Here is a 25,022-nt window from a genome sequence, read left to right as displayed (position 1 = left end):
GAGGCGTCAGAGCGCGGCGACCTGCTTGGCGATCGACGACTTGCGGTTCGCGGCCTGGTTGGAGTGGATGACACCCTTGCTGACGGCCTTGTCCAGCTTCTTCGACGCCTTCTTCAGGGCGGCCTCGGCGGCGGCCTTGTCACCGGCGGCGATCGCGGCGCGCGTGGTGCGCACGGCGGTCTTCAGCTCGCTCTTGACGGCCTTGTTGCGCTCGCGCGCCTTCTCGTTGGTCTTGTTGCGCTTGATCTGCGACTTGATGTTTGCCACGTGCGGGAACCTTCGTTCGTGTTTCGGATGGTGTGCCGTCAACGGGAGAGGGGCGTTGAGCGGCGGTCGTGAGGGCAAAACCCACACGCAAGCCAATCACCGAGTCTAACAGGTCTCCGTATCGGCGCCGAACGGCGTTCGGCCGTGTCGCGTGCGCGTCGTGCCGCGTCCCGTCGTGCTCGCGGGTCCATGCTGGGCGGAGGAGTCGAAGGAGTCCTCCATGCCCGAGTCGTCCGTGCCCGATCCCGCCCGCCCCACGGCACGCAGGGTCGGGGGAGTATGGTTCCTCCTGTTCACCCTGGCATGGCTGGCGGTGTGGACGGTGCAGCTGACTCCGATCCAGCTGCTGCTCCCGCTTCAGCTCGACACCCCCGGCGACGGGTGGATCGAGGGCGTGGTCCGCGCCGGCGTGGTGCTGTCCGCCGGCGGGCTCGCCGGCGTGCTGGCCGCACCCTTGGCGGGCCGGATGTCCGACCGCACCCGGCTCGTATGGGGACGACGGCGCCCGTGGGCGGCGGGCGGATCGCTCGTCGCCGCCGTCGGCCTCCTGCTCACAGGTGCCGCGGAGGGGCCCCTCGGGATCGGCGCCTCGTGGGTGGTCGTGTCGGTCGGCGTCTCGACGGCGGGGGCGGCGTTCACCGCGCTCATCGCGGATCAGCTCGACACGCAGCGCGGGAGCGCGTCCGCGGCGGCCAGCGCCGCGCAGGCCGCGGGGGTGGTCGTCGGCGTCGGGGCGGTGGTGGTGCTCGGGCTCGGCACCGGGGCGGCGTACGCGCTCCTCGCCGGGATCATCGCGGTCGTCGGGGTGGGCGCCGCAGCGCTGCTCCCGGACCGGCCGGCGACACGCGGCACGGTCGACGCGCCCGGCGCACGACGGTCCTCCCTGCACGACCGCGACTTTCTCTGGCTTCTCGCGAGCCGGTTCGTGGTCAACGTCGGAAACGCCCTGGGCACCTCCCTCCTGCTGTTCTTCCTTCGATACGGCATCGGCGTGCCCGCCGCGGAGGCCGAGGACGACCTGCTGCTGCTCATCGTCGTGTACACGGCCTTCGTCGTGGCCGCCTCGGTGGTGGTGGGCATCCTCTCGGACCGGTGGGGCCGCCGCCGGCTTCTGACGGTGCTCTCGGCCGTCGTGCAGGCCGCCTCGGGCGTCGTCATCCTCCTGAGTCCCGACCTCGTGGTGACCTCGGTGGCGGCGGCGGTCATGGGCACGGGCTACGGCGCCTACATGGCGGTGAGCCTGGCGTTCGCGACGGACCTGCTCCGGGATCCCGACGACCACGCCCGCGACCTGGGGCTCGTGAACGTCTCCGCGGCCCTCGGCCAGCTCGTGGGGCCGCTGCTGGGTGCGGGACTGGTCGCCGCGGTGAGCGGCTTCTGGCTCCTGTTCGTCGGCGCTGCCGTGCTGTCGCTCGGGGGAGCTCTCATGACCGGGGCGATACGGGCGGGCGGGCGCCCTCCGACTCCAGCGTCGCGAGCGCCAGGCCCAGGACGGCGTTGAAGACGCGCGGACGCATCGCGGTGACGAGATGGGTCGTCCGGGGGACGAGGATCAATTCGGCGTTCGGCGCGATCCCGAGGAACAGCCGCTCATGGATGCGCAGCTGGTCGTACTGCCCGTTCACGAACCAGGTCGGCATCGTCAGACGCTCGACCGCCGTCAGCAGATCGAGCGTCCGCAGCGCGCCCAGGGCGACGTCCTGCGCACGCAGCGCGTAACCGCCCGCTCCGAAATCCTCCCGGGTGTGCTCGGGCAGCGTGGCTGCCAGCACGCGCTGGCTCAGCCACATGCCCTGGTCCGGCAGTGAGTTCATCGCCCCGGCGAGCATCCGGTAGGCGGCGAGGCCCGCTCCCCGCGGCACGGCGGTGCAGGACGCCGCGACGAACCCGGCGACGGGCGGGGTCGCGTCGCTGCCTGCGTAGACCGTGGAGAGCAGCCCGCCCATCGAGTGCCCCACGAGGAGGACCGGGCCGGCCGCCGCAGCGTCTCTGACAGCGGAATCGATCGTGGCGAAGGCCTCGTCGAGGGTGAAGACCTCGTCCATGCGGGTACCGTGTCCCGGCAGGTCGACGGCGACGGCCGGAGTCCCCCGCTCGGTCAGATACGCCAGCTGGGAGCGCCACATCGTCGCCGATGTCCGGATCCCATGCACCAGCACCACGCTCACCGTCACGGCACCAGCCTAAGAGGCCCCCGGAAGGAGACTTCGCAGACATGACGAGAAGGGGCCGGCGGAGGGATCCGCCGGCCCCGCCTGTGTCGATCTCAGCAGAGGTTCGCGCCGTTGCAGATCATCAGCAGCGCCTGCGGGGAGGAGGTCTCCACCTGCGATGCGGACGCGGCGACGCCCACCGCGCCGAGCGCGAGCGCGAACGCCGCCAGGACCCCGGCGGTCTTCTTCGTGAGAGAGATCTTCATCGAACTTCCTTCCGTGTCGTCGCCCACATCCGTTGTGGGTCGAACGATCGACGGGGAGTGCGGTGCATCGCTCCCCCCGAGCGATCCATGGTCACGACCCTATGTCGGCGGACGATGAGCGGCAACGCGCCATGCCGGTGGCCCGAGCACGAGAAAGCGGGGCCGGCGGACGAATCCGCCGACCCCGCTCGCGAGGGAGGGAGAGGGTTACTTCTCCCAGCCCACGTTCTCCACCGGGGTGACGCCGTAGCCGTCGAGGCCCACGTAGGGCTCCGGGGTCAGGTTGGCGAGCCCCTTCTTCGCGGTGACGATCCAGGGACCGTTGTAGAGCGGGATGACGCCCCAGGTCTCCTTGATGATCTCCGGCTCGAGCTTCATCGACGCCTCGGTCCAGGCCTCGGCCGTCGTCTGGGACTCGACCTCCGCCTTGATCTTCTCGTCGATCTCCGGCGTGCTGGTCCCCGACAGGTTCAGGCTGCTGTCAGAGCAGTACAGCTGGCAGAACCACAGCGGGCCGAACGGGTCGGAATCGGTGAACTGCAGCGAGACGGTGTCCCAGTTCTTCGAGGTGAAGTCGCTGGAGAAGTCCGCCGACGCGCGCTTGTCGATCTTGATCTCGATGCCGATCGCCTTCTGCTGCTGCTGGAGCGCCTTGGCCAGAGCCTCGATGGTCGGGTCGTCGCTGAACACCGGGTAGGTGACGGAGAGCTTGACGCCGTCCTTCTCGCGGATGCCGTCCTTGCCCTCGGTCCAGCCCGCCTCGTCGAGCAGCTTCTTGGCCGCGTCGACGTCGTGCTTCAGGCCCGCCTCGGCGAACGAGTCCTTGTAGCCGTCCTGGAAGGCGTAGAGGTTCAGCGAACCGGCGTCCGGCTCCTCGTAGCCGAGGCCGTTCCACGCGATCTGCTTCTGCTGCTCGCGGTCGACGCCCATGAAGAACGCCTGGCGGACCTTGATGTCCTGGAACTGCGGCTTCTCGGAGTCGACGAGCAGAACCGTCTTCGAGGTGCGCTGGGCGCGGTAGGTCACGACGTCCTTCATGTCGGCGACCTGCGCGAGGCGGTCCTTGTTGTTGGTCGGCGCCTCGTCGACCTCACCGTTCTTGAACGCGTTGATCGATGCCGACGCGTCCATCCCGGTGAAGGTGACCTTGTCCAGCAGCGGCTTGTCGCCCCACCAGTTCTCGTTCGGGACGAACGTGACCGTCTGGCCGTTCGCGTCGAAGTTGTCGATCTTGTACGGCCCGGCGCCCCACTCGGGGTGCGGGTTGCTGATGAAGCCCTCGTTGAAGATCTGCGGGGTGTTGACGGCCGGGTGCATGATCCCCGTGAGGAACGGCATCTGCGGCCAGGCGAACTCGCCGTCGAACGTCACGACGACGTCCTTCGGCGTCGCGCCCTGCGTGACCGAGGTGATGGCCTTGTAGCCGTCGGTCGAGTTCGGGGCGTAGGCCTCGTCGGTGCCGTTGTTGGCCTTCCAGGTGGTCTCGAAGGCGGTGTAGTCGATCGGCGTGCCGTCGTTCCACGTCGCCTTCTCGTTCACCGTGAACGAGACCGTGGTGTTGCCGCCCTCGACACCGATCTTGTAGTCGGAGACGTAGGCGGGGTTCGGCTTGACCGTCCCGTCCGGGTCCATCAGGAACACCTGGGGCGTGTACCACGAGGCGAGGCGCTGCGTGTCGGCGCTGCCGTCGCTGTTGAACGCGTTCAGCTGCGGCGGGATCTCGTTGATCTCGAAGTGGACCTCGCCGCCCTCCTTCAGGTTCTCGCGCGGCTGCGGGTTGTAGTCCGCGCTCTTGGTCTCGGCCGGCTTCTCGTCGCCGCCGTTACCGCCGCCGGTGTTGCTGCCCGACGCACAACCGCTGATGGCGAGTGCGAGGGCGCCGCCGAGGGCGACGACGCCCATCAGCTTCTGGTGCCTTTTCATGGTGCTCCTTCGTTGCCTTTCGGCTCTTTCAGGGGATGAGGGCAGGATAACCACGTGCCACGGACGATCCGGGGTAGGGATCGCAAACCGTTACCGTTCCGATTTCTCAGCGGTAGTGGCACGCGTTCCTGTGGTCGGGCCCGCCGGTCAGGGCGGGTTCCACCGTCTCGCAGCGAGTCTGCTGCTCGGGGGGAAGGATCTTGTACAGCGGGCACCGGGTCACGAACGGGCAGCCGGTGAGCTTCTCCGTCGGGCTCGGCAGGTCGCCCTGCAGGACGATCCGGTCGCGGTTGCGCTCGATGTCCGGGTCCGGGATCGGGATGGCCGACAGCAGCGCCTGCGTGTACGGGTGCTGCGGGTCGTCGAAGACCGCGTCGACGTCTCCGTGCTCGACGAACTCGCCGAGGTACATCACTCCGACGCGGTCCGCGATGTGGCGGACGACCGAGAGATCGTGCGCCACGAACAGGTAGGACAGTCCGAGCTTCACCTTGAGCTCGTCCAGCAGGTTGATGATACCCGCCTGGATCGACACGTCCAGCGCCGACACCGGCTCGTCGAGGACGACGATCTTCGGATTGGTCGCGAGGGCGCGGGCGATGCCGATGCGCTGGCGCTGACCGCCGGAGAAGGCACCGGGGAAGCGGTTGGCGTGGGCCGGGTCGAGCCCGACGAGGTCCATCAGCTCGTCCACGCGGGCGTTCGCCTCGTCGCGGGAGACGCCGATGGCGCGCAGCGGCTCAGCGATGACGTCGGTGACGGTCATGCGCGGATCGAGAGCGCCCATGGGGTCCTGGAACACGATCTGGATGTCGCGACGGAGCTGGCGCTCGGCGCGACCGCCCTGCAGCTCCGAGACCTTCGTCCCGGCGATGGTGATCTCGCCGTCGGTCTGCTTCACCAGGTCCATGATCTGCAGCAGGGTCGTGGTCTTGCCGCATCCGGACTCGCCCACGATCGCCATGGTCTCGCCCTCACGGATGTCGAACGTGAGGCCCTTGACGGCGTGCACCTCGCCGACCTTGCGCTTCAGGATCGCGCCCTTGAGGAGCGGGAAGGTCTTGCGCATGTTCTGGACGTCGAGGGTGACCGGGCGCTCCTCGCGAGGGACGCGGTCGATCGCCGCCTCGGGGATCTCCGGCACGGGGAACACCGGACGTCCGCCGATCATCCCGTCATCGTCGATCTCGTGCGCGCGGATGCAGGCGACCCGGTGTTCGGCCCCGCCTGCGGTCGCGATCGTCTCGAGCGGAGGCTCGGCGGTCCGGCACGCCTCGACCGCGATCGGGCAGCGATTCGCGAAGGGGCAGGCGTCGGGGAGGTTGACCAGGAGCGGAGGGTTGCCCTTGATGGGGACCAGCGGCTCCTTCTCGGCCTTGTCGATCCGGGGGATCGCGCCGAGGAGCCCGATCGAGTAGGGCATGCGCGTCTGGTGGAACAGCTCCCGGACCGGGGCCTGTTCGACGGGGCGGCCCGCGTACATCACGAGCACGTCGTCGGCGGTCTTGGCGACGACCCCCATGTCGTGCGTGATCATGATCACCGCGGCACCGGTCTCCCGCTGCGCGGTGCCGATCAGGTCGAGGATCTGGGCCTGGATCGTCACGTCGAGCGCGGTCGTCGGCTCGTCGGCGATGATCAGCTTCGGGTTGTTCGCCATCGCGATCGCGATCACCACGCGCTGTCGCATACCGCCGGAGAACTCGTGCGGGAAGGACTTCATCCGCCGCTCGGGACTCGGGATCCCGACGAGGCGGAGGAGCTCGATCGCGCGCTCCGTGGCCTGCGCGGCCGACATGCTGCGGTGCACCGTGAGCGCCTCGATCAGCTGGTCGCCCACGGTGAACACCGGGGTCAGCGAGGTGAGCGGATCCTGGAAGATCATCGCGATCCCGTTGCCGCGCAGCGACGACATCTGCTTGTCGGTCTTGCCGACGAGCTCCTGCCCGTCGAACCGGATCGACCCGGTGACCTTCGCGTTGTCGTCGAGGAGACCCATGATCGCCAGCGAGGTCACGGACTTGCCCGATCCCGACTCGCCGACGATGCTGAGCGTGCGTCCCGCTTCGAGGTCGAAGGAGACGCCCCGGACGGCGTCGACGCGGCCGGCCTCCGAGGCGAAGCTGACGTGGAGGTCCCGGATGGAGAGCAGAGGAGCGGTCATGCGCGGCCTCCCGCCGCAGAGGTGGGATCGAGGGCGTCGCGCAGGCCGTCCGCCACGAGGGCCATGGAGACGGTCAGCAAGGTGAGCGCGCCGGCAGGGAAGTAGAACAGCCACGGGGCGCTGCTGATGGAGTTGGCGCCCGTGCCGATGAGAGACCCGAGCGACACGTCGGGGATCTTCACGCCGAAGCCGATGAACGACAACCCGGTCTCCGCCATGACGGCGGTCACGATGCCGAGGGTGAAGTTGATCACCAGAAGAGACCCGATGTTGGGGAGGAGATGCCGCAGCACGATGCGCATGCCCGGGACGCCCATGTAGCGGGCGGCGTGCACGTACTCGCGTTCGCGAAGCGACAGCGCCATCGTCCAGATGACCCGGGCAGGGAAGAACCATCCGGTGAAGATCATCACGATGGAGATGACCCGCCAGTCGCCGCCGGCGCTGTTCGACACCAGCGCGAGGATCAGGAAGGTCGGGATCACCATCAGGAAGTGGATCACGAGGAGCGTGGTCCGCTCGAAGAAGCCCCCGAAGTAGGCGGCCGCCGTGCCGACGATCGCCGAGATCACAGTCGTTCCCACGGAGACGGTGACCGCGATCATCAGGGAGCGCTGGGTGCCGATCGCCACCTGGGCGAACAGGTCGTTGCCCGATGCAGTGGTCCCGAACCAGTGCTCTCCGGACGGCGGTGTGCCGAGGTTGAGGAAGTCGAGGAAGATGTGGTCGTACTTCGCCACGAGAGGACCGATGATCGAGAAGAGCACCAGAGCGACGAAGATGAAGACTCCGACGACCGCGGGCTTGTTGCGGACGAAGCGCCGGTAGTAGAGCTCCATCGTCGACATCCGCTTGCGCGGAAGGCGTGCTGCGGTCGTGTCCGGGCCCACGGGCGGCTGGATCGTGTTCGTCGTCATCTCAGCTCACCCTCACTCGCGGATCCAGGACCACGACGACGATGTCGGCCAGGATCGCGCCGATCGCCGTCAGCACCGCGCCGACGGCGGCGACGGCGACCACGCCGTGCACGTCGTTCTTGTTGATCGTGTCGATGAAGTACTTGCCCATCCCGTTCCAGCCGAAGATCGACTCGGTCAGGATCGCTCCGGTGAAGACCCCGGGGATCGTGAACGCGAGCTGCGTCGCGACGGGGATCAGGGAGGTGCGCAGCGCGTGCTTGCGCACGGCCTGCGGCTTGGTGAGGCCCTTCGCGCGTGCCGTCCGGACGTAGTCGGCCTTGATGTTGTCGAGGAGCAGGGAGCGCTGCAGGAAGTGGTACTGGGCGTAGCTGATGATCACGAGCGCGATCGTCGGCAGGGTCAGGTGCTGGAGCTTGTCCACGATGTAGGGGAAGAAGCCCTCGACGTCCTTCCCGCCGGCGCCGGTCACGAAGAACACGCGAGCACCCACGAACTCGTTGAAGGAGATGGCGAGGAGGACGAGACCCAGAGCGGCGACGACGATGTTGATGTTCATCGTGATGATCGAGGTGGCCTGGCCGATCCGGTCTCCGAGCTTGTACTGCCGGGAGGCGGTGTAGACGCCGAGCGCGACGCCGAGGATCGCGGCGATGATCGTCGCCCCCAGCACCAGCTCCGCCGAGACCCAGATGCGATAGGCGATCTGCTCGTTCACCGACTGTCCGACCGGGCTCACACCCCAGTTCCAGTGGAGAACGATGTCGGTGAGCCAGTTCCACCAGCGTTGGATGAGGGGCACCGTGTCGCTGAGGTTTCGGGGCTCGAGAACCCGGGTGATCTCCTCGGGCGAGAGCGGCGGACGACGACCCACGTAGTTGTTGCGGGGATCGAGGAACCCCCACGCCAGGAAGTAGGTGATGTTCGTCGCCACCACGATCATGAGGAGCCAGCCGAGAAGTCGGCGGAGCAGATACTTGATCAAGACGGTGTTCTTTCTCTCTTCGCAGTCGCCGCACGGGTTCTCCGACGCGGCGCTGGGTCGAAGCCGTTCTCACGCCGTCCGCGCTCCGGGGGTGGGAGCGCAATCGGATGAGACGGAGCACAGTCGCGTGCGGAACTCGGTTTCGCCCCGCGGCAACTTCGCGAGACTATCACCGCCGCCGCCGGATCGCGATGAGGCGGGCCTCACGTAGAATCGTCCGGATCCCTTCGACCCGCTCAGGAACCCATGTCACCCCGCGCCCTCACCCCTCTCCAGCCGGCCTCGACGCCCGCTGAGCAGATCCGCAACTTCTGCATCATCGCCCACATCGACCACGGCAAGTCGACCCTCGCCGACCGCATGCTCCAGATCACGGGCGTCGTCGCCGATCGCGACATGCGCGCGCAGTACCTCGACCGCATGGACATCGAGCGCGAGCGCGGCATCACGATCAAGAGCCAGGCGGTGCGGATGCCGTGGCAGCTCGACGGCGAGACGTTCGCCCTGAACATGATCGACACCCCGGGCCACGTGGACTTCACCTATGAGGTGTCGCGGTCGCTCGCGGCCTGTGAGGGCGCGATCCTCCTCGTCGACGCGGCGCAGGGGATCGAGGCGCAGACGCTCGCGAACCTCTACCTCGCCCTCGAGAACGACCTGCACATCATCCCGGTGCTCAACAAGATCGATCTTCCGGCCGCGGACCCCGACAAGTTCGCCAAGGAGCTCGCCGACCTCATCGGCGGGCGCCCGGAGGACGTGCTGCGCGTGTCGGGCAAGACGGGCGTCGGCGTGGAGGACCTCCTGGACCGCCTGGTCACCGAGATCCCCGCCCCGGTCGGCGACGCCGAGGCGCCGGCGCGGGCGATGATCTTCGACTCCGTGTACGACTCGTACCGCGGCGTGGTGACCTACGTCCGGATGGTCGACGGCCGCCTGTCGCCGCGCGAGCGGATCCAGATGATGTCCACCGGGGCGACCCACGAACTGCTGGAGATCGGCGTGTCCAGCCCGGAGCCGGTGCCGACGAAGGGCCTCGGCGTGGGCGAGGTGGGCTACCTGATCACCGGCGTGAAGGACGTGCGCCAGTCCAAGGTGGGCGACACCGTCACGAACGCCCGCAAGCCCGCCGCCGAGGCGCTGGCGGGCTACACCGACCCCAAGCCCATGGTCTTCTCCGGCGTGTACCCGATCGACGGGAGCGACTACGCCGAGCTCCGCGAGGCACTGGACAAGCTGAAGCTCTCCGACGCGTCGCTGCAGTACGAGCCGGAGACGTCGGTCGCGCTGGGCTTCGGCTTCCGCTGCGGGTTCCTCGGGCTGCTGCACCTGGAGATCGTGACCGAGCGCCTGTCCCGTGAGTTCGGCCTGGACCTCATCACGACGGCGCCGAGCGTGATCTACGAGGTCACCACAGACACGGGGGAGAAGGTCACCGTCACCAACCCCAGCGAGTACCCGGACGGGCGGGTCGCCTCGGTGGCCGAGCCCATGGTCAAGGCCGCGATCCTGCTGCCCAAGGACTACGTCGGCACGGTGATGGAGCTGTGCCAGTCGCGCCGCGGATCGCTGCTCGGGATGGAGTACTTCTCCGAGGAGCGCGTGGAGCTGCGCTACAACATGCCGCTCGGCGAGATCGTGTTCGACTTCTTCGACCAGCTCAAGTCCAAGACCCAGGGGTACGCCTCGCTCGACTACGAGCCGTCCGGGCAGCAGGAAGCGGACCTCGTGAAGGTCGACATCCTGCTTCAGGGGGACAAGGTGGACGCGTTCAGCTCCATCGTCCACCGGGACAAGGCCTACGCCTACGGCACGATGATGGCGGAACGGCTGCGCAAGCTCATCCCACGCCAGCAGTTCGAGGTGCCGATCCAGGCCGCCATCGGCGCCCGGATCATCGCCCGCGAGACCATCCGCGCCATGCGCAAGGACGTGCTCGCGAAGTGCTACGGCGGCGACATCACCCGTAAGCGCAAGCTCCTGGAGAAGCAGAAGGAGGGCAAGAAGCGCATGAAGATGGTCGGGCGCGTCGAGGTCCCCCAGGAGGCGTTCATCGCCGCGCTGTCCGGGGACGTCGAAGGCAAGGACAAGAAGTAGTCCGATGCGCCGACCGGCGTATCCGCGCGGGATCGCACGTGAGCCGGTGCAGCGCGTTCCCCGGGGGATGCGGCTGATCGAGCGCTCCACGGAGGTTCCGCCCGCGGCGCGGACCGCGGTGGCGTCGTTGATCTCGACGTGGGACTTCAAGCGCCGGGTCGGTTTCGGTGCGCCCGAGGCGGTGCCCGCGCCGGGGCAGGTCGGCACGTTGTCCCTCCGTGTGTGCGGGAAGCGGTTCGACGAGCCGGTGCGCGTGGTGTGGGCGGGGGCCTCGGGCTTCGGCTACGAGGCGATGCCGGGACACCCGCTGTACGGCGAGGAGTCGTTCGTCCTCGATGAGTCGGGCCGCTTCACCGCCCGCTCGATCTCGTGCCCCGCCACGTGGCGCTGGCGCGTCGTCACCCCGGCCCTGCGGATCCTGCAGCATCGCACCATGGCCGCGTACGTGCGCGTGGTGAACGACGCGGTCCGTGAATCGGCGTCGACGAGACGCTGACGGAACGCCCGGCAAGGAAGGACTTCTCCTGCGCCCGCCCTCGGTCGTTGCGCGCCCCCGGTCGTTGTGCGAGTGCCGTCCCGGTCGTTGAGCGAGCGCAGCGAGTCGAAACGCGCTCACCTGTTCGGTCCGCCTCCTCCCGGTCGTTGAGCGAGCGCAGCGAGTCGAAACGCGCTCACGCCTCGGCATGTTCCCGGTCGCTGTGGTTGTCCACACCTCCACCCGAGTGTCGTACATTTGTTCTACTCTGGGGTCATGTTCACCTCGGCCCCGTCGTCTACCGCTCGTTCGCGGGAGGGGCTGTTGGATGCGTGGGTGGCGACGCGTCGGCAGATCGCCCGGTTGGAGGCGGAGGCGTCGGCGTTGTTGGCGGGGCGGGTGACCCTGTTCGAGGGGGATGTGCGGGCTCAGCCGGTGCATCGTGACAGTATTCGTCGGTCGATGGTCGCGGAGTATGCCGCGGCGGGGCGGGTGTCGCGGGGGACGGTGGAGCGGGCCTTCGCCGACGCGGAGGTCCTGGCCGCGCAACTGCCGGACGTGAAGGAGCGGTGGCCGGAAGGGACGATCACCGCTGCGCATGTGCGGGAGATCGTGCACGCGTCGCGGATCCTGCGCGACGCGATCGCGTCCGGGTCCGTCGACGCGGACGTGCTGAGGCTCTATCAGGCGGCGGTGTTGGAGGTCGCGGAGCATGAGTCCCCGGCACGGACCCGGGTGTTGGCGCGGCAGGTCGCCGCCGCCCTGGCGCCTGCCGCGGTGGTGGAGCGGCATCGTGCGGCCTGGCCGGACCGGTGCGTCACGATCCGGTCCCTCGATGACGGTCTCGCGTTGATCACCGCGGTGATCCCCGAGGTCTACGCCGTCGCGATCATGGACCGCCTCACCCGCATGTCCCACCACATCCGCCGCCGTCCGGCACCGGGCACCACCCCCGGCAACGAAACCAGCAGCACCACGGACGCCACTGAACCCACGGAACCCACCGTTCCCTCCGCTTCCAACAACACCGCAGAACCTACGGACACCGCGGACACCACCGATGTCGCAGAACCCACGGGCACCGCGGACACCGCCGATGTCGTGGATGGGCGGACAGCCGATCAGGTCCGCGCGGACCTGTTCACCGACCTGCTCCTCGCCGCCGACCCCACCCCCGTCCACGGCACAGGGCTGGACCGCATCCAGGCGCACATCCAGGTCACCGTCGCCGCGACCACCCTCGCCGCGACCACCCTCGCCGGACACGACGACCGACCCGCCGAACTCGACGACCACGGCCCCCTCCACCCCGACCTCGCCCGCGCCCTCGCCGGCCGACACACCGGATGGACCCGCCTCTTCCTGGGCCCCGACGGCATCCTCACCCACACCGACACCTACACGCCCACCATCCCCATGCGCCGCCACCTCCGCGCCCGCGACCAACACTGCCGATTCCCCGGCTGCACCACCCCCGCGCACCACTGCGACATCGACCACACCCACGACCACGCCCGAGGCGGACCCACCACCCTCACCAACCTCGCCCACCTCTGCCCGACCCACCACACCCTCAAACACCCCGACGTCCCGGACCCCCACCGATGGACCGCACGACAACACCCCGACGGCACCATCCAATGGACCAGCCCCCTCCAACGCACCTACGCCCACCCACCACCCCGACGCATCATGTTCGCCTAGAGGAGCATTGCCACCAGCGGACGCAGGGCCGCAGAGGGCGCAGCCTGGGAGAAGGGGCCATGTTCGCCGCGGACGCTGCGCCGGAGACGTGCGACGAGGACCGTCGGCGACGCGAACGGCGCACAATGTGGAGAACCTGAGTGAGCGCCGAGAGGTCGGCAAGTAGGCTGGTCTCATGCGTCGCGGGACTTTCCGAGAAGGCACGGTGGACTATGCCGCCGTGGGGGCCACTCACGCCCCCGACCTCATGCAGTATCCGCCGGAGCACAGTCTTCCCGCCGAGGAGTCGTGGCGCATCGGCAGTGGCGAGGAGCGTTTCCGCGTCGCCAGCGAGGCGCTGCTGTCATGGACCGCGCAGCGGGCCGCGGGTCTCGAGATCGAGGATCTGCGCCCGGCGTCCGGCCCCGCCTACGCGGGCGTCAGCTTCGACGCCGAGGGCACGCCCATCGCGCCGAGCAAGAACGAGATCGAGCAGCGCTTCGATGCCGACGGCACGCCGTTCGTCGGCCCCGGCATGACGCTGCGCGTGCGCGGGCGAGCGGGCGGGATGCGTGCGGACGCTGAGTTGCGCGTCATCTCCGTGACGGAGGAGCCGCGGCGGGTGGGCTTCGTGCTCGGCACCGTCGGCGGGTCCGTGGTGAGCGGCGAGGAGTCGTTCGACCTGGACTGGCGCGAGGACACCGACGAGGTCTGGTTCACCGTCCGCGCCTTCGACCGGCCCAACGCCTTCCTGTACCGGACGATCCCGGCGCTCGTGCGCCGTCGTCGACGCGAGCTGTTCGCCCGCTACCTGCGCGCCATCTCGCCGCTGTACACGACGCCGCTGTGAGCGCCGTACGATGAGGGGTCGGCGCTGATGGCCGGACCCCTTCCGCTCGGCGATCCCGCCCCGGCCGACGGCCGTCTGCCGGAGGACCTGCCGATCGACGCGTCGACGCCCTTCTCGGCGTACCTGCACGTGCCGTTCTGCCGGGTCCGCTGCGGATACTGCGATTTCAACACCTACACCGCCTCCGAGCTGCGCGGCGCCCGCCAGGACACGTACGCGGACACGCTGCTCCAGGAGGTCGCGCTCGCCCGCGGCATTCTGGCGGAGCGGGGCGCGCTGCGGCCCATGGACACGGTCTTCTTCGGCGGTGGCACGCCCACGCTCCTGCCGCCCGGCGACCTCGCCCGGATGCTGGCCGGCGCCGTGGACGCGTTCGGCCTGTGCGCCGGCGCCGAGGTCACCGTCGAGGCGAACCCCGACACCGTCACGGCTCCGGTCGCGCGGGAGCTCGCGGCCGCGGGGGTGACCCGGATGTCGATCGGCATGCAGTCGGCGGTACCGCACGTGCTCGCGGCGCTGGACAGGACCCATCGCCCGGAGAACGTGCGCACGGCGGTCGAGGCCGCGCGGGAAGCGGGCCTGTCCGTCAGCGTCGACCTCATCTACGGCGCCCCCGGCGAGACCCTGGACGACTGGCGCGCCTCGGTGGACGCGGCGGTCGCGCTCGCGCCCGACCACGTGTCGGCCTACGCCCTGATCATCGAGGACGGCACCAAGCTCGCCCGCCAGATCCGCCGTGGTGAGGTCGCCGCTCCCGACGACGATCTTCAGGCGGACATGTACGAGCTGGCCGACGAGCGGCTGGCAGCGGCGGGTCTCGGCTGGTACGAGGTGAGCAACTGGGCGCGCAGCGCCGACCAGCGCTCCCGGCACAACCTCGCGTACTGGCGCGGTTCCGACTGGTGGGGCTTCGGTCCCGGCGCCCACAGTCACGTCGCGGGCCTGCGCTGGTGGAACGTGCGGCACCCGGCCGCGTATGCCCAGCGCCTGGCGGCGGGGGAGTCGCCGGCCGCCGGCACCGAACGGCCCGACGCGCAGGCGGCGCTGCTGGAGCGCATCCTGCTCGGATCCCGCCTGGCCGAGGGACTGCCGCTGGAGGTCCTGCCCGAAGCCGTGCGGCCACGCGTGGCCGGACTCATCGCGGACGGTCTCGTCGAGGGCGGCGCCGCCGTGCGCGGGCTGCTCGTGCTCACGCGGCGCGGGCGCCTGCTGGCGGACGCGGTCGTGCGCACCCTGACCGACTGACCGGGCGGCCGACTGACCGGCTGACCGACTGACCGGGCGGCCGACTGACCGGCCGCCGACCGACTGACGGGCGAGCAGGGCGGGCCGAGCCGCTCAGGGAAGCAGATCGAGACCGGACGTGCGCCGTTGGGGCACGGTGGCGGACGCCGCGTCGAAGAGCCGGGTCGTGCGGCGCTCGTCGAACGCGGGCCACCCCGGATCCTGCTCGCGGATGAACCGTACCCAGGCCGAGTGCATCTCGTCGGCCAGCTCCTGCGGGGCCTCCGGGCCGGTCATGCGCTGCGACTCGGGATCCGCCAGCGCATCGAAGACGAAGCCCAGCTCCAGGGCGTGCGCGGCGCGAAGGTCGCGGATGCGACTGCGCCACGCGAACTCGTAGACGTAGGTGGGGGAGCGGCGGGCCCGTGCGGCACGGGTCATCGGGGCGCGCAGCAGCACGTCGGTCGCGAGCTGTCCGAAGATCTCACCGGTCGAGGCGCCGGGCGCATCCGCGCGGTACGCCCGGACGGCGCGTCCGGGGATCCGCAGCGCGAGGCGGGCGAGGAGCAGCTTCGCCGGACGGATCGCCGCGAGGGACTCCGGGGGAAACCACAGCCGGTACTCGTCGGTGTTCGTGCCGATCAGGACGGGGATTCCCGCGTCCGCCACCGCCTCACGCGGCTGGCGGGGGAGCGTCTCCGGATCGATCACGAGCTGATAGCCCGGCGCGCCTCCGAGCGGGGACGATCCCGCGGACTGGCGGCGGCGAGCGTCGAGCAGGCGCTCCGGCGACACCGCGGCGAACGACGCGCGATCCGTCCCGACACCCAGCAGCCGTGCGACCTGTGCGGTGACGCGTCCGCCCTTCTGCGGCGTCTGGGCGTCGAGCGGCCCGGACTGGATGATGGCTCCGGCCACGCGTTCGCGGGTGTCGTCGCGGGCCAGCAGCGCGGCGACCAGGGCGCCGCCCGCGGACTCGCCCATCAGGGTGATCCGCGCAGGGTCGCCGCCGAATGCCGCGATCTCGCGGTGGACCCAGCGCAGGGCGGCCGCCGCGTCCTGGAGGCCGAGGTTGCGAGGCGCATCGTCCAGGATGGAGAAGCCTTCGGCGCCGAGCCGGTAGTTGATCGAGACGAAGACGATGCCGGCGCGGGCGAACGGAGTGCCGTCGTAGATCGTCAGGGCGGCGGTGCCGCGCTCCAGCGCCCCGCCGTGGATCCAGAGCACGACGGGCGCCCCGGACGCCGACGACGGGGCCCACACGTTCGCGGTGAGGATCTCGTCGCCCTCGATCCGGACCGATCCGAGCAGCTCGGCGGTCGCACCCCCGTACGGGGACTGCGGGGCGGTGGCGCCGAAGGCGGTGGCCGTCCGGACGCCCTCCCAGGCGGGAGCCGGCTGCGGGGAGCGGAACCGGTTCTCGCCGAACGGGGCCGCGGCATAGGGGATCCCGAGGAATCGGTGGACTCCGGCGATCTCCTCGCCGCGTACGGTACCCGGGGACAGACGGACCTCGACGGCATCGCTCACGCTCGTCATCGTACGGCTCCGGACAGTACGTGCGTTCCCGGGCTGAGGTCGTGCTCCTCGCCGTTCCACCGGACGGTGGCGGGCACGGGCGTCGCGAGGGTCAGTGCGTCGCCCTCCACGCGCACGTCGATGGCGCCGTGCGGAGTCGGAACGACCGCGCGGACACGCTCCAGCGTCTCGGGCCTCGGTGCGACCCGCGCCCGCTCGTATCCGGGGAGCTCCGGCGTCACCCCGAGGGTGTGCACGATGACGTCGTGTGCGACCGTCGCTGACCAGCCGTGACAGTACGACCCGCCCTCCCAGCACTCCCGGAGAGCGGTCGGTCCCGTCGCCAGGAGCAGATCCCAGTCCCGGTACAGGGGCAGAAGATCGCCGCCGAGCTCCGCGACGGCGGCATGCACGAGGGAGCGGAAGAACGGCTGCGCGCCCACGACGAAACGCTCGGTGTCCCAGTCCGGCTCATCGCGGCGCCACACCGGCGAACCCGCGCTCGGGCCCCGCTGATCGGCGCCATGGTCGGCGAGCGGACTCCGGGTGAACATGACGGCGCGGTCGGTGAGGAGGCGGCGGACGTCGCTGCGGCGATCTGCCGGGACGATGCCGGCGAGGACCGCCGCCGCGGCGACGTGCTCGCTGACACCGGAGCCGAGGGACCCGTCGGGGAGGATGTTGTCGCGATACGCGCCACGGGCCTCGTCCCAGTACGCCTCGAACCCGTCGCGGACGTCGGCGTGAAGCCCGTCCGCCCAGTCGGCGCGTCCCCGGTCACCCTGCCACGAGGCCATCTCGGCGAACTGCCGCAGCGCACGCGCCCACAGCGCGGTGAGCGCGGCGCTCGAGCCGCGCACCTGGACGGGAGACCAGTCGATGAGCACCCACCCGGGCACGTCGACGAGCCGTCCGTCCCGCAGATAGGGCAGGAACCAGCGGAGGACACCCTCGACCGTCGGCAGCAGGCCGCCGACGAGCCCGCGGTCGCCGGTGTACCGGAAGAGGTTGTGGACGGATGCGATCCAGTGCAGTGCCCAGTCCGGGATCGGCGGGATCCGGGGTGAGGCGAAGTCGCCCGCCGCCGCCATCGGGAGCATTCCGTCCGGACGGGGCCGCGCGAGCAGCTGAGGGTTCCACACCGCCAGGGACCAGTCCGCGTTGGCGACGAGATCGACGCTCTGATGGACGACCGCGTCCCCTGTCCAGGCGCGGCGCTCGCGGGTCGGGCAGTCGAGGTACGCGTCCGCCGCGCTGAGGTCGACGGTGCGCAGGCTCACGGCCACGATCCGGTTGAGGAGCTCGTCGCTGCTGGAGAACGAGGCACCGTGGCGCGGTCGGTGCGTCTCCACGAGTTCCGCACGGATGAGTCGCGGCAGCGCCTCGGCGGCCGAGGCGCTGAGGACCAGGAAGCGTCCGGCCACGAGATCGAAGGGCTCGATCACGGTCTCGCCGTCGCGGAGCACGAGCTGCAGCGGGGCGGCGCTCTCGAACGCAGCCGGTCCCACCGCCTCGAGGAGACCGCCGCGGACGATGTCGCCGGCGGTCCCGGCGAACGTCAGCCGCAGCCGGCCGGACACGATGCGGCCGACGTCGAGGACGGTGACGCGTCCGGTGGAGATGTCGTCGGCGAGCGCGGCGACGAGCTGCGCGGTCGTCGCGGCGACAGCGTCGCTCCCGCTGCGAGCCAGCTCGCCGGTCGGCAGCGCCAGGGGCGTCTCCGCGAGGGCGGGGGCCTGCCGCGGGAGCACCGCGCCGTACGGCTCACCGCCCGGCGTGGTGCGGCCGCGGGGGCCGATGATCGACTGCTCGCGGATCTCCCTCGCCGGGTGCCACGCACCGGACGGATCCGGTCGCGTGGTCCAGTCCGGGTCCAGACGGCGCGCGTCGAAGAGCTCGGCAGGCTGCGACGCGAGGACGCCCTGCGGCGCGGCGGGCGTCCACGCGTCCGCGTCGCAGGCGATCCACTCCGCGTCGGTCGCGACGATTCCCTCGCCGTCGGCCTCCAGCTCCGCGGCGAAGGCTCCGGCGCCCATCGTGTGCGACGCCCGGGACGGGGTCCACCACGGGACGGAGTGGCCGTAGAAGCGTGCCAGGACGGCGATGGTGTTCAGGCCGGGGCGCAGTAGGGCCGTGACGTCCCACTCGTCGTACGTGAGCGCGTCGGCGTCATGACGTGCCGGCCCCGAGCCGACCCGTTCCCCGTTGATCCAGGCGGCGTAGCGCGCGTCGGCCGTGGCGAACAGCGTCGCGCGGCCGGGGGTCGACGGCAGGCTGAAGGACCGGCGCAGCAGGACGCGCTGGTCCGACGTCCCGGGGTCGAGAGCCCCGAGGGGCTCCTCGGGTCCGGGGACGACGAGGCCCGTGGTCCGCGACCAGATCCACCGGCCGCGCCACGGGCGCGCCGTCGTCTGCCGTGGCCAGGTCGCGGTGCTCATGGGCGATTCCTCTCTGCCAGGGCGGCCCGGGTGCGCGCCGCCTCGTCGCGGGTGATGGGGTAGGCCAGGAACACGAGACCTCCGAGCAGGACGAGCGCCACGGGAACCCCCGACTGGGCCAGAGCGATCCCCATGAGTGACGGCGGCGTCTGCTCGCCGCCGGGGACGTAGCCGGTGACGGCGAGGACGTAGGCGACCAGGGCGCCGCCGATCCCGGCGCCGGCCTTGGCGGCGAACGAGCCGATCGAGGCGAGTGCGCCTTCGGTCCGGAACCCGCCGCGCAGCTCCACGTGGTCGGTCAGCTCGGCCAGCAGCGCGTAGTTGAGGGCGACGGCGCCGCCGAAGCCCAGTCCGGCCGCGCCGAAACAGACGAGGTAGACGGATCCGGGAAGACCGGGGAGCAGGAGGATCGAGCCGATCCCGACGGCGGCGACGGCGAGGCTGGCGAGATAGGCGGGCTTGAACCCGACCCGCTGGCCGATGAGCGGGCCGCCGATGCTGCCGATGACCATCGGCGCGGCCATCACGAGGGCCACCGCGCTGACGAGCCCGGCGCTTCCCGCGTAGTACGTGAAGAAGAACGGGATTCCGGCCATCAGGGCGGCGTTGCCGGCGCTCGTGGCGAGCTTGGAGACGAGGAGCACCGGGACGGCACGGGAGGAGAAGAACAGCGCCCGCAGGTCGCGGAGGCCGTACCTCTCGCTATGGACGGGCGTCACTCGCTCCCGGGTCAGGATAGCGCCCGTCGCGGTGAGCGCGAACGAGACGACGGCGACGACGACGGCGTAGACCTGCCACCCCGCAGCACCTCCGCCGAGCAGCGAGACGAGGGGGAGGGACACGCCGATCACCAGTACGGTGCCGAGCAGGTAGGTCGCGCCCTTGATCGCCGCGAGACGACCTCGGGTGCGCGGGGACGCGCTCATGGTCGGCAGGAGCGCGTTCAAGGGGATGTCCATGAGATCGAAGGCGATGCCCCAGACGAGATACGTGATCCAGGCCGCCAGGAGCGCGCCGCCGGCCCACCCCGGCACGAGGAACAGCGCCGCGAAGCTCACCGCGGCGACCCCGCCCCCGAGGAGGAGATACGTCCGGAAGCGGCCCCAGCGCGTCCGCGGCAGGTGGTCGACGAGGTACCCCATGAGCGGGTCGGTGGCCCCGTCGACGACGCGCGCGACCAGCAGGAGCGTGCCGACCGCGGCGGCGCCGATGCCGACGTGGTCGGTCAGGTAGATCAGCAGGAAGGACCCGATCACGGTGGACAGCACGATGTTGCCGAGGTTGGCGGCGAGATAGCCCGCCTTCTCGGAGAGTCGGACGTCGGCGGCGGCCGGGGCCGTGGGAAGCGCGGAGGCGGTCATCGTCGACCTTTCTTCGGGGGTTTCTCTCATGGTCGGTCACAGCCCTCCCTCGGACCAGTGGGCGACTCCCGGAACTCGCGGGGCGTAGTTTGTGATGTATGACAACATCCGCTATCCGACTCTCCGGGCGCGACCTCTCTGCCGAGGTCAGGGATTCCCGGGAGCTCGTCGACCGGGTGATCGCAGCGATCGCGCCGACCGACCCGGCGGCCCACGGCATGGGCGCGACGTCGATCGCCGCGGACATCCGGTGGTCCGTGGCGCAGAGCCTCCGGGCGGTCGCCGATGTCCTCGCCGGGCGCGAGGCGGACCTGGAGCTGATCCGCGCCTCCGCGATCCGCCGGTTCGAAGAGGGCGCCTCCCTCGCCTCGGTCATGACCGCGTACCACCGCGGGATCCAGGAGGTCTGGGCGCTCGTGCGCGAGCGCGCAGCGTCGGACGAGGCGTCGGCGGTGGCGGACGCCGGCGAGCGGCTGATGCGCCTGCTGGAGCGGATCGGCGGCGCTCTCGCGGAGGACCAGGAACGCGTCTGGACCGTCGTGCATGCGGGGGAGAGGGAGGGGCGGTTCGCCCTGTTCACCGCGCTGACCCAGGGTGGGGACGCGGTCTCCGCGGCGCACCGGTCCGGGCGGCCGCTCGCCGATCGGTACGGCGTGCTGGCGGTGCGGATCGTGGGAGAGCCCGGCGGGGCGCCGGACGGCGTCGCCGCGCGACGGGACGTCCAACGGCTCCGCGCGGCGATCGACGCCGCGGTCCCGGGCGAGGAAGTGCTCGCGGTGCTCACGTCCGCGGGCGGCACGGCCCTCGTTCCGGTGCGGGGACCGGGCGTGGCTGAGCGGATCGGCGAGAGTCTGGCGGCGGCATTCGGAGACCGGTCCGCAGCAGGCTGGAGCGACGCGTCGCCGGCCGGGGTGGCCGACGCGGTCGGCGTCGCGGAGGAGCTGCTCGCCCTCGCGCTCGTCCGGGACGACGTCGGCGGGACCGGTCGCGTCGCGACCTTGGACGCGATGCTGCTCGACTACCAGAACTCCCGTCCCGGGCCTGCGCGGCAGGCCCTTGCTCGCTCCCTGGATCCCCTGAGCGAGGATCTCGTCCTCACGGCGCGGCGCTATCTGGCGCTGGAGGGGGACAGGAGGAGGACGGCGGCGGCTCTGCACGTGCACCCGAACACGGTCGACTACCGTCTCGGCCGCATCGCCGTCCTGTGCGGATGGGACGCGACCACGCCCACCGGGGCCGCGCAGCTGCGGGCAGCGCTGATCGCGGCGCGGCGGGAGGAGGACGCCCGCGGCGGTGCGGCGGGGAGCGTTTCCGGCGGAACCGAGTAGAATTGGCACTCAGTACGGGCGAGTGCCAGCGAAGGAGGGCGGGATGGTCAGTGAACGGGGCCTCCAGGTCCTTCGCGCCATCGTGGAGGACTTCGTCGAGACGAACGAGCCGGTCGGCAGCAAGTCGATCGTCGAGCGGCATGCCTTCGGCGTGTCCGCGGCCACGATCCGCAACGACATGGCGCAGCTGGAGGACGAGGACCTGATCGTCGCGCCCCACACGTCGTCGGGCCGGGTGCCGACCGACAAGGGGTACCGGGTCTTCGTCGACCACCTGGCGCAGCTGCGCCCGCTCTCGAGCGCGCAGCGCTCCGCGATCACCGCGTTCCTCACGGATCCCGCCGATCTCGACGACCTCATGGTGCGGACGGTGCGGGTGCTGACGCGGCTGACCGGCCAGGTGGCGCTCGCGCAATACCCGTCGTTCGCACGGGCGCACGTCACGCACGTGGAGCTGGTCGCCCTCGCGCCGAACCGCCTGCTGACCGTGCTCGTCACGGATGCCGGTGGGGTCTCGCAGCGCATCGTGACCCTTCCCGCCGACCTCGACGACGCCGAGATCGCCGTCGTGCGGGCACGTCTCACGGTCCTGCTCACGGGCCGTTCGGTGCGTCGGGGCCTCGAAGGGATCGCGGCCCTCCAGGACGCCCCCGAGACCACTCCGCTCGGGATCGCGCAGGCCGCGCTGGTCCGTGCCGTGTCCGAGGAGCTGGAGGAGTTCCGCCAGGAACGGCTGGTGATGGCGGGCGCGGCGACCCTCGCCCGCCGGGAGCACGACTTCCGCGGCAGCATCCACCCGCTCCTGGAGGCGATCGAGGAGCAGGTGACCCTGCTGCGTCTGATGAGCGAGATGGTCACGGACGAGCAGGGGCTCGCCGCGAGCATCGGCGCGGAGAACGAGGCCTTCGGGCTGCCCGAGGCGTCGATCGTGGCGAGCAACTACATGTCGCCGGGCGGGACGGCGCGCGTCGGCGTCATGGGCCCGACGCGCATGGACTATCCGAGCAACCTCGCGGCGGCGCGGGCCGTGGCCCGCTATCTGTCGCGGCTGCTCGACGAGGATGAGGCGGGTCGCTGAGCGACGCGCGGGGGACGAGGCGGAGCACGCCCGTCCGGAAAGGTGACTGTGGCTGACCACTACGAGGTCCTCGGCGTGTCCCGTGACGCGAGCGAGGAGGAGATCAAGAAGGCGTACCGGAGGCTGGCGCGCCAGCTCCACCCGGACGTCAACCCGAGCGAAGAGGCCGCCGAGCGGTTCAAGCTCGTGACGCACGCGTACGACGTGCTCAGCGACGCCGATGCGCGGCGCCGCTACGACATGGGCGGCGACGAGAACGGCGGCGGATTCGGCGGGTTCGGCGACATCTTCGAGACCTTCTTCGGAGCGGCCGGCGGCGGGCGCTCCGCACGTCCGCGTTCCCGGCGCGAGCGGGGACAGGACGCGCTCGTGCGGATCACCCTCGACCTCGGCGACGTCGTGTTCGGCGTCCACCGGGACATCGAGGTCGACACTGCGGTCCTCTGCGAGACCTGCCAGGGCTCGTGCTGCCAGGAGGGGACCTCTCCGGTCACCTGCGACATCTGCCGCGGCACCGGCCACGTGCAGCAGCAGGTCCGCGGTCTGCTGGGCACGGTGCTGACGACGGCGCCGTGTGGATCCTGCGAGGGCTACGGCACGACCATCCCGTATCCCTGCGCCACCTGCAACGGCCAGGGCCGTGTCCGTTCGCGGCGCACCGTCGGCCTCGACATCCCCGCCGGCGTCGAGACCGGGCTCCGGCTGCAGCTTCCCGGGTCCGGCGAGGTCGGGCGCGCGGGCGGGCCGAACGGCGACCTGTACATCGAGGTCACCGTCACGCCGCATCCGACGTTCAGCCGGGAGGGCGACGATCTGCTCGCCACGCTCGAGGTCGCGATGACCGATGCGATCCTCGGGACCACGACGACGATCGACGGCCTGGACGGGCCGGTGGATCTGGAGATCCGCCCGGGCGTCCAGTCCGGCGACGTGCTGACGATCAAGGGGCGGGGGATCACCCCGCTGCGCGGCAGCCAGCGCGGAGACCTGCGCGTCGGCGTCCAGGTGCTCACCCCGACGAAGCTCGACGGCAAGCAGCGCGCGCTGATCGAGGACTTCGCCAAGCGCGCCAAGGCGCCGTCCCCGCGGCTGTCGGAGTTCCATCAGGGGCTCTTCTCCAAGCTTCGCGACCGTTTCCGCAACGGCTGATCGGGGCTGGCCATGGCGCTGCACTTCCTCACCGACGACGCCGCGGGCGCCGAACCGGGCGCGGTCGTCTCGCTCACCGGGGCGGAGGCCAAGCACGCGGCGGTGGTCCGCCGCGTGCGTCCCGACGAGGTCGTGACCCTCGGCGACGGGCAGGGCGTCTGGCTCGAAGGCCGCGCCGAGCACGTCGAGCCCGGGCGGGTCGACGTGCGCATCACCGGGCGACAGGAGGTGCCCCGTCCGGCTCCGCGGATCGTGCTGGCGCAGGCGCTCGCGAAGGGGGACAGGGACGAGCTCGCCGTGCAGGCCGCGTGCGAGCTCGGGGCCGACGAGATCGTGCCGTGGCAGGCCGCGCGCAGCGTGTCCCGCTGGGAGGGCGCCAAGGCGGTCAAGGGGCGCGAGCGCTGGAGCAGCATCGTGCGCGAGGCCGCGAAGCAGGCGCATCGCGCCTGGATCCCGGACGTCGCCGCCCCGGAGCGCACCGCCGACCTCGTCGCGCGGGCGGCCGCCCAGCGCGTGCTGCTCCTCGACCCCACCGCGCCCGGACGGCTCTCGGCCATCGAGGTCGATGACCGCGACCTCGTCCTCGTCGTCGGCCCGGAGGGCGGAATCGCACCGGAGGAGCTCGAGCGGCTCAGCGACGCGGGAGCCGAGCGCGTCCGGCTCGGCGACACCGTGCTGCGCACCTCCACGGCGGGTCCGGCCGCGATCGCCCTGCTCTCGTCCGCGCTCGGACGCTGGTGAGGAGAGGCGCCGCGACGACGGACGCGGGCCCACCGGCGCGGATAGACTGGCACGCATGACCGAGCCCTCGATCTTCACACGCATCCTGAACGGCGAGATCCCCGGCGAGATCCTGCTCGACACCGGCCGCGTGTTCGTGATCCGGGACATCAACCCGCAGGCGCCGCTGCACGCGCTCGTCATCCCGAAGACCGAGGAGTACCGCGACGTCACGGAGCTGGCGGCGGGCGACCCCGGTCTGCTCGCCGAGCTCGTCGCGGCCGCGAAGCGCATCGCCGATGAGCACGCGAACGGCGAGTACCGCCTGATCTTCAACAACGGCGCGAGCGCCGCCCAGTCCGTCTTCCACGTGCACGCCCATGTGCTCGGCAACATCGAGGAGAACAAGCTCGTTGGCTTCTGACG

21 protein-coding genes are annotated in these 25,022 nt (G+C 70.8%); 11 read left to right on the top strand and 10 right to left on the bottom strand.

Annotation, left to right across the window (positions count from 1 at the left end):
- Window positions 1-6 precede the first annotated feature (6 nt).
- Window positions 7-267, bottom strand: a complete 261-nt coding sequence (gene rpsT / locus MR1_RS01350) for a 30S ribosomal protein S20 (protein ID WP_067242701.1) — start codon at window positions 265-267, stop codon at window positions 7-9.
- A 220-nt stretch (window positions 268-487) separates the two neighbouring features.
- On the opposite strand from rpsT, the gene MR1_RS01345 reads away from it, so the two are divergent.
- Window positions 488-1,768, top strand: a complete 1,281-nt coding sequence (locus tag MR1_RS01345) for an MFS transporter (protein WP_067242699.1) — start codon at window positions 488-490, stop codon at window positions 1,766-1,768.
- Here the strand turns inward: MR1_RS01345 and MR1_RS01340 are convergent.
- The 6 genes from MR1_RS01340 to MR1_RS01320 all read right to left on the bottom strand — a co-directional run bounded on the left by MR1_RS01340 (window position 1,692) and on the right by MR1_RS01320 (window position 8,675).
- Window positions 1,692-2,441 (bottom strand): alpha/beta fold hydrolase, encoded by a 750-nt coding sequence (locus tag MR1_RS01340; RefSeq protein ID WP_067242697.1) that lies wholly within the window; start codon window positions 2,439-2,441, stop codon window positions 1,692-1,694. The two genes, MR1_RS01345 and MR1_RS01340, sit on opposite strands and share 77 nt — an antisense overlap.
- A gap of 92 nt (window positions 2,442-2,533) precedes the next feature.
- Window positions 2,534-2,686, bottom strand: a complete 153-nt coding sequence (locus MR1_RS19605; RefSeq protein WP_157517848.1) for a hypothetical protein — start codon at window positions 2,684-2,686, stop codon at window positions 2,534-2,536.
- Between the two features lie 207 nt (window positions 2,687-2,893).
- A complete protein-coding gene (locus tag MR1_RS01335; RefSeq protein ID WP_067242695.1) occupies window positions 2,894-4,609 on the bottom strand; it encodes an ABC transporter family substrate-binding protein in 1,716 nt (571 codons plus the stop codon).
- Window positions 4,610-4,715: 106 nt separating this feature from the next.
- Window positions 4,716-6,773, bottom strand: a complete 2,058-nt coding sequence (locus tag MR1_RS01330) for an ABC transporter ATP-binding protein (protein ID WP_067242694.1) — start codon at window positions 6,771-6,773, stop codon at window positions 4,716-4,718.
- Complete coding sequence (locus MR1_RS01325) at window positions 6,770-7,690, bottom strand: ABC transporter permease (protein WP_067242692.1); 921 nt, start codon at window positions 7,688-7,690, stop codon at window positions 6,770-6,772. The genes MR1_RS01330 and MR1_RS01325 overlap by 4 nt, the downstream gene beginning before the upstream one ends.
- Before the next feature lies 1 nt (window position 7,691).
- Window positions 7,692-8,675 carry an ABC transporter permease gene (locus MR1_RS01320; RefSeq protein ID WP_067242690.1) on the bottom strand — a complete coding sequence of 328 codons (984 nt, stop codon included), beginning with the start codon at window positions 8,673-8,675 and terminating at the stop codon, window positions 7,692-7,694.
- Window positions 8,676-8,921: 246 nt separating this feature from the next.
- On the opposite strand from MR1_RS01320, the gene lepA reads away from it, so the two are divergent.
- The 5 genes from lepA (at window position 8,922) to hemW (ending at window position 15,025) form a co-directional block, all read left to right on the top strand.
- On the top strand, window positions 8,922-10,772 hold the full coding sequence (gene lepA / locus MR1_RS01315) for a translation elongation factor 4 (RefSeq protein WP_067242688.1): 1,851 nt from the start codon (window positions 8,922-8,924) through the stop codon (window positions 10,770-10,772).
- A 4-nt stretch (window positions 10,773-10,776) separates the two neighbouring features.
- Window positions 10,777-11,268 (top strand): DUF1990 family protein, encoded by a 492-nt coding sequence (locus tag MR1_RS01310; RefSeq protein WP_067242686.1) that lies wholly within the window; start codon window positions 10,777-10,779, stop codon window positions 11,266-11,268.
- Between the two features lie 255 nt (window positions 11,269-11,523).
- The gene (locus MR1_RS01305; protein ID WP_067242684.1) at window positions 11,524-12,951 is read left to right on the top strand and encodes an HNH endonuclease signature motif containing protein; all 1,428 of its coding nucleotides are present in this window, start codon (window positions 11,524-11,526) and stop codon (window positions 12,949-12,951) included.
- A gap of 175 nt (window positions 12,952-13,126) precedes the next feature.
- A complete protein-coding gene (locus tag MR1_RS01300; RefSeq protein WP_067242682.1) occupies window positions 13,127-13,780 on the top strand; it encodes a DUF1990 family protein in 654 nt (217 codons plus the stop codon).
- Window positions 13,781-13,807: 27 nt separating this feature from the next.
- Window positions 13,808-15,025 carry a radical SAM family heme chaperone HemW gene (gene hemW / locus MR1_RS01295; RefSeq protein ID WP_067242680.1) on the top strand — a complete coding sequence of 406 codons (1,218 nt, stop codon included), beginning with the start codon at window positions 13,808-13,810 and terminating at the stop codon, window positions 15,023-15,025.
- Between the two features lie 93 nt (window positions 15,026-15,118).
- On the opposite strand, the gene MR1_RS01290 is transcribed toward hemW, so the two are convergent.
- From MR1_RS01290 to MR1_RS01280, 3 genes are read right to left on the bottom strand one after another with little or no spacing between them, the layout of a single operon-like run.
- Window positions 15,119-16,543, bottom strand: coding sequence for a carboxylesterase/lipase family protein (locus MR1_RS01290; RefSeq protein ID WP_067242678.1), 1,425 nt, complete (start codon window positions 16,541-16,543; stop codon window positions 15,119-15,121).
- Window positions 16,540-18,960: an alpha-L-rhamnosidase-related protein gene (locus tag MR1_RS01285; protein WP_067242676.1), complete on the bottom strand. Its 2,421-nt coding sequence runs from the start codon at window positions 18,958-18,960 to the stop codon at window positions 16,540-16,542. Before MR1_RS01285 ends, MR1_RS01290 begins: the two co-directional genes overlap by 4 nt.
- On the bottom strand, window positions 18,957-20,321 hold the full coding sequence (locus MR1_RS01280; RefSeq protein WP_067242674.1) for an MFS transporter: 1,365 nt from the start codon (window positions 20,319-20,321) through the stop codon (window positions 18,957-18,959). The genes MR1_RS01285 and MR1_RS01280 overlap by 4 nt, the downstream gene beginning before the upstream one ends.
- 98 nt (window positions 20,322-20,419) lie before the next feature.
- Here MR1_RS01280 and MR1_RS01275 point away from each other — a divergent pair, with 98 nt between their 5' ends.
- Genes MR1_RS01275 through MR1_RS01255 form a run of 5 tightly spaced genes read left to right on the top strand, consistent with a single transcriptional unit; the run spans window position 20,420 to window position 25,020 of the window.
- The gene (locus tag MR1_RS01275) at window positions 20,420-21,649 is read left to right on the top strand and encodes a PucR family transcriptional regulator (RefSeq protein WP_157517847.1); all 1,230 of its coding nucleotides are present in this window, start codon (window positions 20,420-20,422) and stop codon (window positions 21,647-21,649) included.
- A gap of 43 nt (window positions 21,650-21,692) precedes the next feature.
- On the top strand, window positions 21,693-22,727 hold the full coding sequence (gene hrcA, locus MR1_RS01270) for a heat-inducible transcriptional repressor HrcA (protein ID WP_067242670.1): 1,035 nt from the start codon (window positions 21,693-21,695) through the stop codon (window positions 22,725-22,727).
- Between the two features lie 48 nt (window positions 22,728-22,775).
- Window positions 22,776-23,876 (top strand): molecular chaperone DnaJ, encoded by a 1,101-nt coding sequence (dnaJ, locus tag MR1_RS01265; RefSeq protein WP_067242669.1) that lies wholly within the window; start codon window positions 22,776-22,778, stop codon window positions 23,874-23,876.
- A 12-nt stretch (window positions 23,877-23,888) separates the two neighbouring features.
- Window positions 23,889-24,617: a 16S rRNA (uracil(1498)-N(3))-methyltransferase gene (locus tag MR1_RS01260; RefSeq protein WP_067242667.1), complete on the top strand. Its 729-nt coding sequence runs from the start codon at window positions 23,889-23,891 to the stop codon at window positions 24,615-24,617.
- A 55-nt stretch (window positions 24,618-24,672) separates the two neighbouring features.
- Entirely contained in the window at window positions 24,673-25,020 is a 348-nt protein-coding gene (locus MR1_RS01255; RefSeq protein WP_067242665.1) for an HIT domain-containing protein, read from the top strand.
- Window positions 25,021-25,022 lie beyond the last annotated feature (2 nt).

The sequence above is a fragment of the Microbacterium resistens NBRC 103078 genome, assembly GCF_001552355.1.
Taxonomy (GTDB): Bacteria; Actinomycetota; Actinomycetes; order Actinomycetales; family Microbacteriaceae; genus Microbacterium; species Microbacterium resistens.
This window is presented reverse-complemented; position numbering and strand designations above follow the sequence as displayed.